At 37.3% G+C, this 16,024-nt stretch carries 15 protein-coding genes; 7 read left to right on the top strand and 8 right to left on the bottom strand.

Annotated features, from left to right (window positions below; genetic code table 11):
• Nucleotides 1–24: 24 nt before the first annotated feature.
• The 7 genes from htpG to CS842_RS07845 all read right to left on the bottom strand — a co-directional run bounded on the left by htpG (nt 25) and on the right by CS842_RS07845 (nt 10,034).
• Complete coding sequence (gene htpG, locus CS842_RS02830) at nt 25–1,905, bottom strand: molecular chaperone HtpG (protein ID WP_103327381.1); 1,881 nt, start codon at nt 1,903–1,905, stop codon at nt 25–27.
• A gap of 87 nt (nt 1,906–1,992) precedes the next feature.
• The gene (miaA, locus tag CS842_RS02825; protein ID WP_103327380.1) at nt 1,993–2,907 is read right to left on the bottom strand and encodes a tRNA (adenosine(37)-N6)-dimethylallyltransferase MiaA; all 915 of its coding nucleotides are present in this window, start codon (nt 2,905–2,907) and stop codon (nt 1,993–1,995) included.
• Nucleotides 2,908–3,199: 292 nt separating this feature from the next.
• Complete coding sequence (locus CS842_RS06835) at nt 3,200–3,367, bottom strand: hypothetical protein (RefSeq protein ID WP_195909849.1); 168 nt, start codon at nt 3,365–3,367, stop codon at nt 3,200–3,202.
• Between the two features lie 35 nt (nt 3,368–3,402).
• Nucleotides 3,403–4,467, bottom strand: a complete 1,065-nt coding sequence (gene aroC, locus CS842_RS02815) for a chorismate synthase (RefSeq protein WP_103327378.1) — start codon at nt 4,465–4,467, stop codon at nt 3,403–3,405.
• 37 nt (nt 4,468–4,504) lie between these two features.
• Nucleotides 4,505–6,217: a DEAD/DEAH box helicase gene (locus CS842_RS02810; RefSeq protein ID WP_103327377.1), complete on the bottom strand. Its 1,713-nt coding sequence runs from the start codon at nt 6,215–6,217 to the stop codon at nt 4,505–4,507.
• A 160-nt stretch (nt 6,218–6,377) separates the two neighbouring features.
• Complete coding sequence (locus CS842_RS02805; protein ID WP_241518422.1) at nt 6,378–7,724, bottom strand: MATE family efflux transporter; 1,347 nt, start codon at nt 7,722–7,724, stop codon at nt 6,378–6,380.
• Between the two features lie 2,151 nt (nt 7,725–9,875).
• Entirely contained in the window at nt 9,876–10,034 is a 159-nt protein-coding gene (locus CS842_RS07845) for a helix-turn-helix domain-containing protein (protein ID WP_195909848.1), read from the bottom strand.
• 1,236 nt (nt 10,035–11,270) lie between these two features.
• Here CS842_RS07845 and CS842_RS07430 point away from each other — a divergent pair.
• From CS842_RS07430 to CS842_RS07835, 6 genes are all read left to right on the top strand, one after another.
• Nucleotides 11,271–11,393: a hypothetical protein gene (locus CS842_RS07430; protein ID WP_265614181.1), complete on the top strand. Its 123-nt coding sequence runs from the start codon at nt 11,271–11,273 to the stop codon at nt 11,391–11,393.
• 581 nt (nt 11,394–11,974) lie between these two features.
• Complete coding sequence (locus CS842_RS02790) at nt 11,975–12,370, top strand: DEAD/DEAH box helicase (protein WP_265614182.1); 396 nt, start codon at nt 11,975–11,977, stop codon at nt 12,368–12,370.
• A 160-nt stretch (nt 12,371–12,530) separates the two neighbouring features.
• Entirely contained in the window at nt 12,531–12,797 is a 267-nt protein-coding gene (locus CS842_RS06500) for a hypothetical protein (RefSeq protein ID WP_195909846.1), read from the top strand.
• Nucleotides 12,724–13,026 carry a helicase-related protein gene (locus CS842_RS07840; protein ID WP_103327373.1) on the top strand — a complete coding sequence of 101 codons (303 nt, stop codon included), beginning with the start codon at nt 12,724–12,726 and terminating at the stop codon, nt 13,024–13,026. Before CS842_RS06500 ends, CS842_RS07840 begins: the two co-directional genes overlap by 74 nt.
• Before the next feature lie 30 nt (nt 13,027–13,056).
• Nucleotides 13,057–13,581, top strand: a complete 525-nt coding sequence (locus CS842_RS02780; protein ID WP_103327372.1) for a hypothetical protein — start codon at nt 13,057–13,059, stop codon at nt 13,579–13,581.
• A 15-nt stretch (nt 13,582–13,596) separates the two neighbouring features.
• On the top strand, nt 13,597–13,710 hold the full coding sequence (locus CS842_RS07835; protein ID WP_410468525.1) for a RecQ family zinc-binding domain-containing protein: 114 nt from the start codon (nt 13,597–13,599) through the stop codon (nt 13,708–13,710).
• Between the two features lie 391 nt (nt 13,711–14,101).
• Here CS842_RS07835 and CS842_RS02770 read toward each other — a convergent pair whose 3' ends face one another.
• Nucleotides 14,102–15,022: an AEC family transporter gene (locus CS842_RS02770; RefSeq protein ID WP_103327370.1), complete on the bottom strand. Its 921-nt coding sequence runs from the start codon at nt 15,020–15,022 to the stop codon at nt 14,102–14,104.
• Between the two features lie 207 nt (nt 15,023–15,229).
• On the opposite strand from CS842_RS02770, the gene CS842_RS02765 reads away from it, so the two are divergent.
• On the top strand, nt 15,230–16,024 hold the full coding sequence (locus tag CS842_RS02765) for a thymidylate synthase (protein ID WP_103327369.1): 795 nt from the start codon (nt 15,230–15,232) through the stop codon (nt 16,022–16,024).

Raw genomic sequence — 16,024 nt, 5'->3', positions numbered from 1 at the left:
AGGCCCTTTTAGAAAAGGGTCTTTTTAGGAAATCATTTGTTCAAAAGAGCGGGAAACAAACCGACTCAAAGTTTCTCCGTGAAGTAAATTTTTAGAAAGCATAGCCAATTCTAAAGCATTGTTGATCATTTGCTTTTTATACTCTCGATTTTCTTGATCTAGTATTTTCCTGATGAGCTCGTGATTGGTATTGACGATCAAATGATATACCTCAGGTAATTGACTCATGCCAAACATACTTCCACCTGTCTGACTTATCTCCTTCATTCGACGCATAAACTCTGGAATGGTAATGATAAAAGGCGCCTCATGGCTGTCTAAATTTTCCAACACCAGGGTGAATTTTTGCTGATCGATATTTTCTTCAAGGAGCTTTTTAATATCTTCTTTCTCATTTTCAGCCAACCTTGACAAGGTATTCTCTTCTTTTTTAATCAATTTATCTATAGAGTCGGAATCTACGCGCACAAAAGAAATATTCTTATGCACTCCTTCTAGTTTTTGAATTAAGTGTGGAGCTAATGGGCTATTCAGGAGTAAAACCTCATATCCTTTAGCTTTGGCGCTTTGAATATAACTATATTGCTCCTCTTTGTGTGAGGTGTATAGATATACAAGCTTACCCTCCTTATCTTCTTGATAAGATTTAATTTTTTCAGTAAATTCACCAAAAGTGAAATAAGAGCCATCTGTATTGGGGTACAAGGCAAATTTTTGAGCTTTTTCAAGAAATTTATCCTCACTTAGCATCCCATATTCGATAATGATCTTGCTATCTTCCCATTTCTTTTCAAAATCCTCACGGTCATTTTTAAAAAGGCTCTCTAGTTTATCGGCCACCTTACGAGTGATATAACCTGAAATTTTCTTCACCGCGGCATCGGCCTGCAAATAAGAGCGCGATACGTTCAGGGGAATATCCGGAGAATCGATAACACCGCGAAGCAAATGCAGAAATTCCGGCACGATACCTTCGACATTATCGGTGACAAAAACCTGATTTTGATAAAGTTGAATTTTATCTTTTTGAACTTCAACTTGATTTTTCAACCTAGGGAAATAGAGAATTCCCGTCAGATGAAAAGGATGATCTATATTGAGGTGAATCCAAAATAGGGGCTCCTCAAACTGCATAGGATAAAGGGTGCGATAGAAGTTTTTATAGTCTTTTTCTTTAAGTTTATCCGGTTTTTTAGTCCAAGCAGGCGTGGGGTCGTTAATAATATCATCTACCTTTATTTTTTCTTCCTTATCATCTTTTGTCTTTTTTGTTTCCTCGCGCTCGCCAAATTTAATGGGCACAGGCATAAATTTACAGTATTTGTCGAGCAATTCGCGAATACGCTGTTCTTCAATAAATTCCTTGCTCTCCGCCTGATTGATATGCAGGATCACCTCAGTTCCATGTTCTTTTTTATCGGTAGTTTCTCTAAGGGTGAACTTTGGAGAACCATCACAGCTCCAATATACTCCCGGAGCTTCCTTGTAAGATTTACTAAAGATTTCTACCCTGTCAGCCACCATGAAGGCTGAGTAAAAACCCAGGCCGAAATGTCCGATAATACTTTGCGCTTTATCGCTTTTGTCCTTGTATTTTTCAACAAATTCCTCCGCGCCGGAAAAAGCGATTTGATTGATATACTTTTCTATTTCCTCAGCTGTCATCCCGATGCCCTGATCAAGGACATGCAAGGTTTTTTTTTCCTTGTCGATTTTAACTTCAATTCTTAACTCGCTCTCTTCTTTATCCGCTTCCCCAAATTCAGCAAGAGCTTTGAGTTTAAGAGTGGCGTCGGTAGCGTTGGAAACAATCTCTCGCAAGAAAATCTCGTGATCTGAATAAAGAAATTTTTTAATGATCGGAAATATATTCTCCGCCGTAACGTTAATGGTTCCGTTGGTCATAGTTTGATAAATTTATAGATTCTATCCCTTTAAGATGCCGACAAAGGCCGTACCATATAAATACTCCAAGACACTTTGTCAGTGATATCAAAAATTCTCACTCTCAATAAACCTTGTGATACAGTTTAAAATTTCATCTTTTTGATCAGGAAAAAACCAATTCACTTCTTGATCTTTACGGTACCAGGTGAGTTGACGCTTAGCATAGCGTCGGGTATTTTTTTTAATCTCCTCAATAGCGTTTTCCAGAGTGCTAAGCCCCTCGAAATAAGAAAAGAGTTCTCTATAGCCCACCGTTTGCAGGGGATTTAAATACTTATAAGGATGATAGGTTTTTGCTTCCTGCAAAAGTCCTTCCTGGATCATTTGATCTACGCGTTTGTTAATGCGTAAATAAAGCGCCTGGCGAGAAAGATGCAAACCGATTTTAATCACACGAAAAGGGCGTCGGGTCCTCAGACCCGTTCTGAAAGAGGAAAAGGGCTGACCGCTGGCTCGGATCACTCCGAGCGCGCGGATAAGCCGCTGAGGATTATAAAGGTCTGCCTGGTGATAATAAAACGGATCAAAATGCTTAAGCTCTTTTTGTAAAGGTGCAAGTCCTTTTTTCTTAAAAATCTCATGCAACGCCTTATGAATTTCTAAAGGAACCTCCGGGAAGATATCCAAACCTTGAATAAGCGCTTTTTCATAAAGCCCGGAGCCGCCCACCATAAGAACAGTTGAATACTTAGCAAAGAGCTCATCTAATTTCCTTAGAGCCTCTTTTTCAAAATCCCCTGATGTATAGGTTTGATAAATACTTAAGTGCCCGATAAAATGATGCCTGACACTCTTAAGAGCCTTTTCATCCGGAGGGGATGTACCTATTTTAAGTTCCCTGTAGAATTGACGCGCATCATAAGATACAATCTCACAGGATAACTTTTTAGCCAAATCTAAAGAAAGGGAAGTTTTTCCGACAGCCGTGGGACCTATAATCGTGATAAGGATTGGGCGCATTCTTACATTCAGGAATTGATCAGCTCATCGAATCTTTGAGTGATTTCTTTTCGTTCTTTCTCAGAAGCTTTTCCATCCCAGTTGTGTGGAATTCATTGGTTTTTTTTGATCTATTGTAATAAACGGAACGTTCTCTTTGTTTTTAATTGGAATCCTTTATCAGCTCCTGAAGGATAATATATACAGACAAGGTATAACCCTTGTTTGCATGAAATTAAAAATCATCAAAAAAGTTACCCTTTAAATTTTGCAAAAGCTTAAAACGATCTATACATTCTTTACAGGGAAATTTCTAGAATGATAACAGAAGTATTTTTTCTTTTAGCTGAGAAACATCCATAATAGTTGCGTTCATGGTTTTTAATTTCCAGCTGTAGTTTTCAGAAGTGAAACTACCTTTTATAGCTTGATCCAAAAGCTGACCGCTTTGGGAAGCTACAGAGGAAAAATCCTTTATCAATGATTCTTTTTCATATGGAAACGATTTTCGTTGTTCTAATTTCGAGAAATTTTTTGAAAAAGCCAATGATCCGCCAAAACAAGGGCTGCCATAGCTTCTACAATAGGTACAGCCCTGGGAACTACACAAGGATCATGCCTACCTTTTCCCCTAATCGAAACCGACCTGTTATGATGGTCAATAGTATTTTGCTCTCGCATAATGGTGGCTACGGGCTTAAAAGCTACGCGAAAATAGATATCCATTCCATTGGAAATGCCTCCTTGTATACCGCCTGAAAAGTTAGTCGTGGTATTTCCACCTTTCTGAAAAAGATCATTATGAGTAGAGCCACGCATTTGTGTTCCGGAAAAACCGCTGCCATATTCAAAGCCTTTTACAGCATTGATCGAAAGCATAGCCTTGCCTAAGTCAGCATGAAGTTTATCAAAAACAGGCTCACCCAAGCCTATGGGAACGTTTTGAACTATACAGCTTACCGTGCCTCCTAGAGTGTCACCCTCTTTTCGGACTTTTCTGATAAGATCAATCATCTCTGCGGCAGTTTTTACATCGGGACAACGCACCGGTGTATCTTCAATATGGCAAAGATCTAGCTCTTCATACGACTTGCTTAACTTAATAGGTCCTACAGAAGAAACAAAAGCGTTAATGCGTATCTCACTGAGTATCTGCCTGGCAATGGCACCCCCTACTACCCGGGCAGCTGTTTCACGCGCCGATGAGCGCCCTCCACCCCTGTGATCTCTTATGCCATATTTTTTCTCATAAGTAAAATCCGCATGTGAAGGGCGATAAGAATTGTTGATATGTTGATAATCCTGAGATTTCTGATCTTCATTATAAATAGCAAAACCTATAGGCGTACCTGTAGTGATGCCTTTAAAAATTCCTGATAAAAAATATACCTGATCCAATTCTCGACGCTGGGTAACGATATTCGATTGTCCGGGACGACGACGATCGAGCTCACACTGAATTTCTTGGAAGTCCAGTGCGATCCCAGCGGGACAACCTTCTATGATGCCTCCTATCGCCGCTCCATGACTTTCTCCAAAACTAGTGAGTTTGAAAAGCTTTCCAAAGGTATTTCCCGCCATGTGATAAAAATTGAAAATTATAGCTCATCGTTAAATATCAACGCTTTGAAAAGCTGCTTATACGTGACCTTTTTCGTCCGGAAGCTGCCGAGCTGCCGCCACTATAGGTTCTCTTTCCTCTGGAAAATGCAGATTCACTGGCGCTTTTGAACTCCACAGAGAGACCTTTTCCTTGATATATCATTTGATTAAGTCCGGATATTACCTTTTCTTGATAAGCGCTATCGACCTCAAAAAATGAACTTTTACCTGCAATTTCTATGTTTCCAATATCAATGTTTCGCGTGCGGGTAGCTTTGTTGATAAGTCCTATAAGATCGAGCTTCGTAAGGCCGTCTTTAGCGCCTATATTTATTAATAGGTTTGAAAAACCTGATGACGAACTTCGTCGGTACGAGGGGCGTTCTGCGAGGTCTGAGCCAGACGCCAGGTTAATATCTTGCGCATTCTTATAATAAGAAAGAAAACGGTTAAATTCTACTGAAGCAAAACGCTTGATGAGTTCTTCACGATCAAAGCCTACCAGTTTTTCATAAATCATCGGCAAGTAAATCTCTATAGAACGATCGTCCACTACCACTTCAGTAGTTTTGTTAACGAGATGAAAAAGTTGTTTTTCGCATATTTCCCGACCTGTAGGCACGGGGGCATATTCAAATTTCTTTCCTATTTTTTGCTCTACTTCTTTCAGGCGTCTGCGCTCTCTGGAATGAATGATACAGATGGAAATCCCTTGATTCCCGGCACGCCCGGTACGTCCGCTACGATGTACATATGTTTCATTATCATCAGGAAGGTTATAATTAATTACATGTGTTATATTATTTACATCCAATCCACGCGCAGCCACATCAGTAGCTACGAGCAATTGCAAACGTTTTTCCCTGAAGCGTCCCATAACTGATTCACGCTGTGCTTGTGAGAGATCTCCGTAAAGAGCGTCAGCATTATAACCGTCCCGAATCAAATGATCGGCTACTTCTTTGGTTTCTCTGCGAGTACGACAAAAAACTATGCCATATATATCAGGATTTATATCAGCAACACGTTTAAGTGCCAGATATCTGTTTTGGCTATTTACCATATAATAGATATGTCTTACATCATCTGAGCCTACATTACGCTTTCCAGTGCTGATTTCAAACGGATCCGTGAGATAGTCGTTTGCAATCTTATTCATGTCTCCGGACATGGTGGCAGAAAATAATAAGGTTTGGCGTTTAGAAGGAAGTTCATGGATAATAGCGTCCAGTTCATCTTTAAATCCCATATTAAGCATTTCATCAGCTTCATCAAGTACCAAATAACAAATATCTAAGAGATTTATTTTTTTGCGACGAATTAAATCTACGAGCCTTCCGGGGGTGCTGATAATGATTTGCGAGCCTCTCTGCAAGGCTTTAATCTGCGTTTCTATATTGGCACCTCCATAAACCGGGGTGATTTTTATATGGGGAAGATATTTGGCAAATCGCTGAAAATCCTGAGTGATTTGTAAGCACAGCTCTCTGGTAGGACAAAGTATAAGGGCTTGAGGCCCCTTCTGATCGGACGATATTTTTTGTATAAGCGGTAGTCCAAAAGCGGCAGTCTTTCCAGTTCCTGTCTGCGCTAAAGCAATAAGATCGCCTTCAGAGCTCAGTAGATAAGGAATCGATTTTCGCTGTACGGGAGTGGGCAACTGGAAGCCTAACTCATCGAGTGCGTTGATGATTTGAGGGTTCAAGCCTGTTTCAGTGAATTTGTTCATAAATAGTAATTGATTTCTAATTAGGACTGAAATTGCAAACAAAAAAAGTACAATACATAAGGGAGCGTGACAGCCTTCAGAAGAAAATTTATCTGCGAATTTAATGAAAAATATTTGGTTCGCAGATCAATCTACTCTATCAGAGAAAACTCTCAAAATATTACGCGGAATTCTTTATAAGTCTGTTGGTCTTTTTATTGTAACGCGTAATTAACAAAAGGGAAGATACGGTGAGTCCCACACCCAGACCGATCCAAACGCCAAAGGCGCCCATATGCCTTTGCACCGAGCAATACCAGGCCAAGGGAATAGCTACCACCCAATAAGCAAAGAAAGTTAACCACATAGGTATTTTTACATCTTGCATGCCCCTAAGCGCGCCTAGGGCTACACTTTGTATGCTATCGGAAAGCTGGAATAAGGCAGCTATGATAAGTAAATTCGAAGCTATACGTGCTATTTCAATATCTTCTTTTTTGACAAAAATATAAGGAAGGTATTCACGTGAACATATAAAAGTGATGGCGCAAATAATCATAAAAGTACCGCTCATCAAAAAGGCTGACCAGCCAGCTCGCCTGAGTTCAATATAATTTTTTAAAGCCTTTTGATTTCCTATGCGTATGGTAGCCGCCACAGCAAAACCTACCGAGAGCATATAAGTGGCTGAAGCCAAATTCATACTGATTTGATGTGCCGCCAGCTCGTTAGTTCCGGAAAGACCGGCGATAAAAGAAGCTACAGCAAAAGCGCCTATTTCAAAAAGCATCTGCAGGCCAGCTGGCGTTCCTAGGGAAAGTATTTTCCTAAAATATTCTCTTTGAAAGATACGAGGACGCAATTCTTTGTAATATTCACGTATTTTTCTGTATTGTTTGAGCAAAATAATCATGCCAAAAAGCAGCACGATACGGGCAATTAAAGTGGCATAGGCTGCACCCACTACACCGAGCTTCGGAAAGCCGCAGTGGCCATAAATAAGCAAGTAATTAAAAATAACATTGTAAATAACAGCTATCCAGGTGACCAGCATGCCGGGAGTAGTTAAGGAAAGTCCCTCGCAAAATTTACGAAGAAATTCAGCGAGCATCCAAGGTATAAGCGAAATACCGATGACATTTAGAAAAGGACCGGCTTCAGCGATAACCTCCTTGGGCTGATTCAAATAAGAAAGCATGGGAATAAAAAGCCAGATAATTAAATACATCAACAAAGAGAGAAAAAAACCTATGACCAAACCATGCTGCAAACTGGTGATGCCTTCTTTTTTATTGTCGCAAGCATCCGCTTGAGCTACCAAAGGAGAAACGGATGAAGCCATACCCATGCCAAAGACCATCACTATAAGAAATACCGCATTAGCCAGAGCTACAGTGCCTAAAGCTACACCCCCAAGCGAGCCGACCATAATATTATCGACAAGGTTCATGCATACCTGCCCTACCTGACCCAAGGCTACAGGAAGCGCCAGACGAGTATTTCTCTTTATATGAGTAATGAAATTCAAAACCTATTGAATCCAAACGTCCAAAATTAAACGTTTAAAACGATATTGTGAATAATATAGTTTTTTTTAAAAAACTTTTCATTTTAAACAAAAATTCAATCACTTGAGCACTCAAATTTTTATTTCTAATTTAAAGCTGGCAATCGTTAGTCAATCCGACCTTGGATTGATATCTTATATGTTTTTAATGGTATATACCCAGCTAGGAATTCTTTATTTTTTTAGAAAAATTTCAGTGACTTTCTATTCTTAAAACTTTCGTTTTTTAACTGCAGAGTCTTTTTTTAATTTGGCGGTTAAGGCACACTATCATCCTTATTCATATTCTTTGCTTTACATGCCATAGCCCTTTTTCAAAGGCACTTGCTTGCATGATTAATTTACTTTTAATATCAAGTAATTATATAAAAATTAATATATTTATTTTCAATTGTTTAGATGATTTTATGAAGTTGTTTATTCCGATAAATCAACGAAAACTTACGTCTAATATTATTTGTCGCGAGCCTATAAACTATCTATCAAAAACCTATATTTGAAAAAGTGTGTTCGTTCAATCAATAAAAGAATGATCAATGATTTAGTGTTTCTTTTTTTCCTACTCAAATAAGTTAGATATAAAGTTTGGTCATAGACCTTTCTATGAAGTTCTGCTTATAACTCGTGCGGCGTATGCTTGGTTTGCGCTACATATTTTTCGTTTTCACAATTTAAAAATGACTTTGTGTTCAAAAAAGAACTAGTTAGGGACACATTCTTCGTTTTTTTTTCTCACAAGAAACTTTATGGGTATACAAAAAGGACACAGAAGTCTCTTTAAAAGCTTAAAAATCTCTTGAACTTCCACCCCAACGAACATGGTATTTTTCCTTTCCAATTTGTAATCCATCTAAACTTGTGATACATGGCATTAATAAAATATGGATATATGTTAAACAATAATAGGTATTACAGATAAATATTTATTAATAAAATTTTATTAAAATTATTATTTATTATAATATATAAGTATTGTGTCTATATTATATATTATAAATAACAATAACATGAAATTAAAAGAATTTTTATTAGCTATTCTCATTGCCGCGGGATCTTTGCAGGCGCAAGTGGGCATAGGTACTAAAGTTCCAAAAGCAAGCTCGATGTCAAGGGAGATATTAGAATAGGTAGTGATCAAAAGAGCGATGAGAAAGAAAAAAAAGGAATGATCAAATGGAATCACGCTAATACCTACCTGGAATCCCATGACAGATAGAAATGGAATTGCCTGAAATAATAAAATAATCAAAATCTTTGGAAAACTTTTGTTACTTCTTAATGGAGGGGGGGTGGGACTTTTAAGATATAATAACGATCAAGGTTGGTTAAGTAATGATAACTTACATACCAGAACGAGAAATATGGTAAAGTTGAATATCAAAGGAGGTACAAAAACAAGCTTTTATGATCCTCAAAGCGGAATCATCACGGTAGATTAATATGGTTGTCTTTACAAAACGGAATCGTCAGGACATTTACCGTCTGGACTACCGTAAATAATAGAAACGTAAGTTATATGCAGATGCAAAATGTTTTTAGAGGAGCTAGAATTCCCTGCAGATTGTTATTATAAAAGACTCTAGTAAGATAAATTTATAAAAATTTACAGCTATAAATAGCTTATGATAACCTGCAACCCTACAAGTTTTCAATACGTTCTTTGGAACGCTTTAGCATCTCCTCTTTATTTTTTACCATCTTTTCTTTCATCAATAGCACCTGATCTTTGCTTTTTAGGGTTTCTTCTTTACTTTTTAAATCCTACTCTATTGCTTTGAGCAACTTGTCCTTCATGACGAGTATCTGGCCTTTTATTTTGATTATTTCAAATTTTCCTGAAACGACACGTTCCATATTCGATGTAAAATCTTGTATATGATGCTTAAAACACTCTATTTGCTTGTTTTTTGATTTTAAATGATCTTGTTGTTTGAATAAATTTTTTATGATTTCCTCTCTTTTACCGCGAACTTTACAACTGGCAAGACTTTTATTGGAATAAAATAAAAACGATCGCGGTTCATTCAACTCCGGAAACTCGTCATGCGTCACAGAATTTTTTTGAAAAGTCTTTATATTATTTACTCAGATCATTAATACTTATGTTAAGTATTAATGAAAAATTATGATTCTTTCTAGTGGTATTGTACCTATTCCTATTTCATAATTACCTATTTGCTGCCTTGTTATACCGATTTTATCACCCAATTGGCCCTGAGTTAGCCTAAAAATTTTTTTAAATACATTTATGTTATTAGATATTTTTTTCACTTTTATGAAAGTCTATTATAATTTTTTTTATAAAATATTATTGCTATTTTTACTGCAAGAGCGGATATAAAAGATGAAGAAACCGTTCTTGTGGTAAGAAACAACACCTCTGAGGTTATAGGAATAACAGCTCCTGAATTTACTCATCCAGAGGATTTGGGCGTTAACCTGGTGTCTAAGCAGTTCAATGGATCGGAAAGATCAGTCTTGCGCCAAGTTAGAATACCTTATGTTACATCCTTAATGGCAAAGCTCCTGCAGAGGAGAAATCGGATAATACTAAACGTTACCTGTGGAGAGTAACTATATTTTAACTATAAGCTCTTCTTTTCTTTTATAGAGATCAAAAAGGCCTATCATACAGGAGAAGAGCTTATAGAGTAAGTAAAGAGATCTAATCGCCAAATAAAATATGTTTTTTTCTCTTTCATTAGCCGATGAAAGTCAGGATTCTTTAAATATAAGCCTTTCCTCATCTATTTAAAGCACAGATCAAAACAGCGGTCTTTCAGACAAACTCAAGGGAGACTCCTTTATAAACCTAAAAAAGGGAACAAATACAGAAATCAAATATGCCTTAAATGGTATTCCTGTTGATGAGGGAAAAACTGTTTTTTATCTGGTAGTAGCTAGTAAGAGAAGATGAGGTAAAATTTAATTGGTTAGAGGATAATATACCAAAAGAAACACACTTTACGGAGAATATTATAAATAATATCTCTTTAAACCTGTCATTTAATGTAAAGATTAAATGCAAAGATGGGGCGGAAAAAAAATAATACCCTCCGATTTGATTGCGGTAAATGAGAACAAAGCACTAAACTTGAAGATAACATCGAGAAGATATTTGAAAAAGAGGATCTTTTACAACTTACAGGAACTCCTAACTCGGAAGAAGACTCTTCTTTGGCATTTAAGGTGCCTTATAATGAGATCGTAAGCAAGAAATTTGTAATAAAATAAATCTAGGCTATGAAGATGAAAATAAAAAATTGCTATATGGACGCTAAATGGCAAAAAAGAATCTATCAACGCTCTTATAGATGTAAGGGCTGATAATAAAGCTAAAGATAAAAATGGCTATACTCCGTTTCATTTAACTGTTATAAATAACCTAACAAATATTGTCAGTGCGTTTCTGTATAAAGGTCGATGTAAATTACTAAATAATAATTTAGGATCCGCTTCATGAGGTTCTTATAAGAGGCTATACAGAGATTGTAAGGGATCTTATAGATGCAGAAGCTGAAAATAGTAAACGCTAAAGATAATGATGGGAAAACTCCGCTAGATTTAGCTAAAGAAAGAAACTACACGGACATCATTAATCCCCTTCGGGGTCCTAAAGACATAGGCTAAGGCTAAGCTAAAAGAGCAGATTTCTTTCACGACCCTGCTCTTTAGATGTAAGAAGCAGTTCTTTTTGTTTATAATACTCCATGGAGTAGCTCATCTTTTTATTCTGAGAGTGGTAGGGGTTTTGATGGTATCTCTTTGAAACCTTAACTGCCTGTTTATTTTCTTCATATTTTTTAATAACTTTTATTTATAATTAAATAATTAAAATACAGTATATTAAAATAATATAGTTTACTTTTTAAACATACAAAATTATATTACAAATCTTAAATGCCTTTGACTTATATTTCACTTTCGGCAAAAGCTTCACATTATACTTTGCAGGCATTTAAGATTTGTATCTAAAGACTTTACTTTCATGCTAGTAACCCTGACATAAAATTTTATACATCTTTTTTGTACTTAAACTCACAGGCTTGTTATTCGATAAATTAAGCTGATGTTTTTTATTGAAGAAAAACATTTTAAAAGGATCTAAAAGTTAATAATCGATTGTAAAAGAGATCTAATACATCGGAACGAAGAAAAAAATTATTTCTCTTCAGGAATAAGGCCATAAAATCGAACATCTATTTTTATATTTGACTAATTATGGATGCGCCAAAACTTTTAAAAAATACTGGGGATATGAAAGTTTCAGATTCTGCCAGGAAAAAATCATTAAAAGCGTATTGAACAATGAAGATGTTTTAGCCCTGATGCCCACCGGAGGTGGCAAATCTCTTTGCTATCAGCTGCCGGCGATCACGCGAGAAGGTCTAACACTGGTGATCTCGCCACTGCTTGCTCTTATGCGCGAGCAAACCGCCGGGCTTGGGAAGAAAAATGTTCTTGCTGAATATTTACACAGCGGACAAACTCAGAGAGAGCAAGAAATTCTCATGGATAACTTGCATTATGGAGCTGTAAAGCTTTTGTATTTATCTCCTGAGCGGCTTCAAAATAAACGCTTTCTCGGAGAAAATCAGCACACTTAATATAAGTTTTATAGCAGTAGATGAGGTCCACTGCGTTTCACAATGGATATACGACTTTAGACCTTCTTATCTCTTAATTCATCGTTTAAGAGAGCGCTTACCGAAAGCCTCCTTGCTGGCCCTTAGCGCAAGTGTTACTCACAAAACGGCGAATGATATCATGGAAAAGCTACATTTCAGAAAAGGTCGACTTATACAGAGTTCTTTTCAAAGAGAAAATATCATCTGTAAGCTAATCCGTTCTGAAAATAAATCGCGGGACTTGCTTTATTACCTGGATCCATCTCCAAAAAGCGCCCTGATTTATGTTCGAAGCCGCGCTAAAAGTCAAGAATTAGCCGGTAGGCTCTCGGATGAAGGTTTTGCGGCGGCTTATTATCATGCCGGACTTTCCTTGCAGGAAAAAAAAAGAAGAAAATTGGTATAACAATTTCATAAACATTCTGCTAGCCACCAGCGCCTTTAGCATGGGCATCGATAAAACCAACGTTGAATTAGCAGTACATTGGGAACTACCGACATTCATAGAGAGCTATTTCCAGGAAATCGGACACGTGCCGGACGTAATGGTAAAGCGGCTTTGGGAGAGTACTTTTGTACCATCCTCACGAAGCGATAAGGATTCAAGGTTATATGTCACAAGAACTCCTCTCTAAAGAAGAATATCACAAAATCCCCAGGAGTGCTTGTATGATTATCATAATATCGACCCTGGTGAGCGTTCGGAAAAACCTGTGGTTTTTGATTTATCGACTTTTGAAAAACGTTATCATCAGAAAAAGAAAAAAACGCTGCAATTTCTTAAACACTTCGAGCAAACAGACAGAGGACGACTAATCCAAAAAACAAACCTGCAAATTCGAGGCAAAAGAAAACATCCTATAAAACCACAGACCCTAAAAAACGATGCCCACGGGAAATTTCTTGCGTATTTCTTAAGAAGGTATCCAAAGGCTGAACATGAGACTATAGAATTATTGATGGAAAAAATTTTAAAAGACACAGGTTTATCGCAATCCCAACTTTTGGAGATTTTGAATAAGCTTCAAGACCATCAATACATTGAATATATTTATCAGCCGGTATTCATTTCTTATTTATCAGTGCGCCCGGGTAAAAATAATCAAACACTGCACTGGAAAGGGTATCAACTCATTAACGAGCAGAAGATGAAGAAATTCAAAGCCCTTTTCTCTTATGTATATCAGTAAAAGGTCTGGAGAAATATCAGCTTACTAAGCTTTTTTGGAGAAAAATCCGCTGCAAAATGCGGAAATTGTGATATTTGCCAGCAGCAAAAAAAAACATCGATTCAAAATAAGCTTTCAGAATATTACTAAAATGCCATACATAAGTTTAGTGAAATTCCATATAGCCCCCTGGGGATTTTTTTTAAAAATCTGCTATCAGAAACAGGCACAGGAAAAACTCCCGTAAAACCTACCGAGAGCAATCATAAAAATTTTACGATTAGTTTCATCACGCCCCTCGATCTTGGCGGAGACTTTTTATTAAAAAAAATCAAATCTCGTGTAAATAAAGTTTTTTCAATCGAAAAACTCTCTTATCTCTAATGGAAAATATCATTTTCTTCTCTTGCGCTGTGGATAAGAAAATAAAACATCCGGCGCGATTTTAGTGCTTTCCAAATAGGCTTGCTGTATAATTCTTACGCGCTATGCCCTCTCTTTCGTGAAAATGAGAGGGTTTCCGATTGAATTCTACCTTATTTCAGGAATGCACTCCGGAGGCCAGATGTACAAAATAAACCACGCAAGGCATGGTTACTATAGAAAATAGCGTGCTTAAAACCACCGAAAAGGCCGCTTTTTCCGGATGTACAGCCAACTCATTGGCTACCACAACTGTGTTAACAGCCATAGGCATGGAAGTAACAAGTACCAAGAGGAAAAAATATTCCCAGTTAGAGCCAAGGAAGAACCAGATCAGCCCCATCGCACACAGAGGAAATATCAAATGCTTCCATAATATAGCCATCCCCGTAAATTTCCAGTCGATTTCAAATTTCCGAAATTTGCCCAAAGTCATTCCTATGACCATCATCCCCAATACGCTATACGCCCCCTTAAAATATTCCAGACCCGAAGCGAGTATCTCATGAATTTCCACCCCGAGAAATTTCAGCAGCATGCCCGCCATAGCTGCATAGATAATAGGAAGACGAGAAATTTTTTTCATACTCTTTTTTATACTGTGTTTTCCACAACAAGTGATGTAAAAACCATAAGAAAATTCATACAAATTGATCCCTATAACGATGAAAACCACTACCGCTAGACTATTATTATCAAAAAGACCCATGATCAAAGGAATCCCGAAATAACTTACATTCCCTGTTCCAGAAGCAAAGCTCAATAGATGTGCGCGCGTATCCTTAAAAAAAATCTTCCCGAGATGAAGCGCCAAAAAAGCCATCACACAGCCGAAAAGAAAGGTAACTAGGGTAAAATACAGGTAACTCAGTTGCGCGGAGGAATTCATGATGAGTAAAAAAATCACAAAAGGAGAAATAACGTAGATGAGTAAACTAGCTATGCCTTTGGGATCTATCTTCAACTTTCTTCCCGCTGCAAATCCCAAAAGAGTAATTCCTATTAAAAAAGCCACACGCATGCAAATCTCCACCGTCATAAATTATAAAATTTTATACAAGTTATTTCTGATATTTCACTAAATGTATCGACTTAGGATACAAATTTATATAAATCTTATCTTGTAAATTAAATAAATAAGAATTTCTCCATGACCTTACATAAACAATACTCAGAGGTATTGATTCAATGCAAAAAATCCTCTGTAAAAAAAATCCCCTATATTAGTCCCTGACAAATCTCTGATATGCAACAATACTTTAAACTCTTGCATACGATTCTTGAAAAAGGAATTGAAAAAAATGACCGTACGCAAACAGGGACCAAGAGCATTTTCGGATATCAGATGCGCTTTGATCTCTCGGAGGGCTTTCCACTGCTCACCACGAAAAAACTTCACTTAAAATCCATCATATATGAATTGCTCTGGTTCCTCAGAGGAGAAACCAATATTCGCTACTTGCAAGAAAATAAAGTTTCTATATGGGATCACTGGGCTGATAAAAAAGGAGAACTGGGACCGGTGTATGGTTTTCAGTGGCGTTCCTGGCCTGACGCCCGGGGAGGAAATGTCGATCAGATCGACGAAGTAATAAAACAAATACGCGATAATCCCGATTCCAGGCGTTTAGTGGTATCGGCATGGAATGTAGGTATGTTGCCCGCTATGGTGTTACCGCCCTGCCACTTGCTCTTTCAATTTTACGTTGCTCATGGAAAACTCTCATTGCATCTTTATCAAAGAAGCGCTGATGTGTTTCTTGGGGTACCTTTTAACATCGCCTCGTATGCACTGCTCTTGATGATGATTACGCAAATAACCAGCCTTAAAGTGGGAGAATTGATCTATACCTTAGGCGATGCGCATATTTACAATAACCATGTAGAACAGATCCATCTACAGCTTAAACGAAGCCCACGCTCATTGCCTAAAATGCGTCTCAACCCTAAAATAACGAATTTATCCGATTTTCGATTTGAAGATTTTAGCTTAGAAGGTTATGCTCCCTATTCGCATATTAAAGGAAAAGTAGCGATATAA

It is taken from the genome of Bacteroidetes bacterium endosymbiont of Geopemphigus sp. (genome assembly GCF_002904345.1).
Classification (GTDB): Bacteria; Bacteroidota; Bacteroidia; order Flavobacteriales; family Blattabacteriaceae; genus GSPS2-BC2016.
Note: the sequence above shows the minus strand (reverse complement) of the source record. Positions and strands in the feature narration are given on the sequence as shown.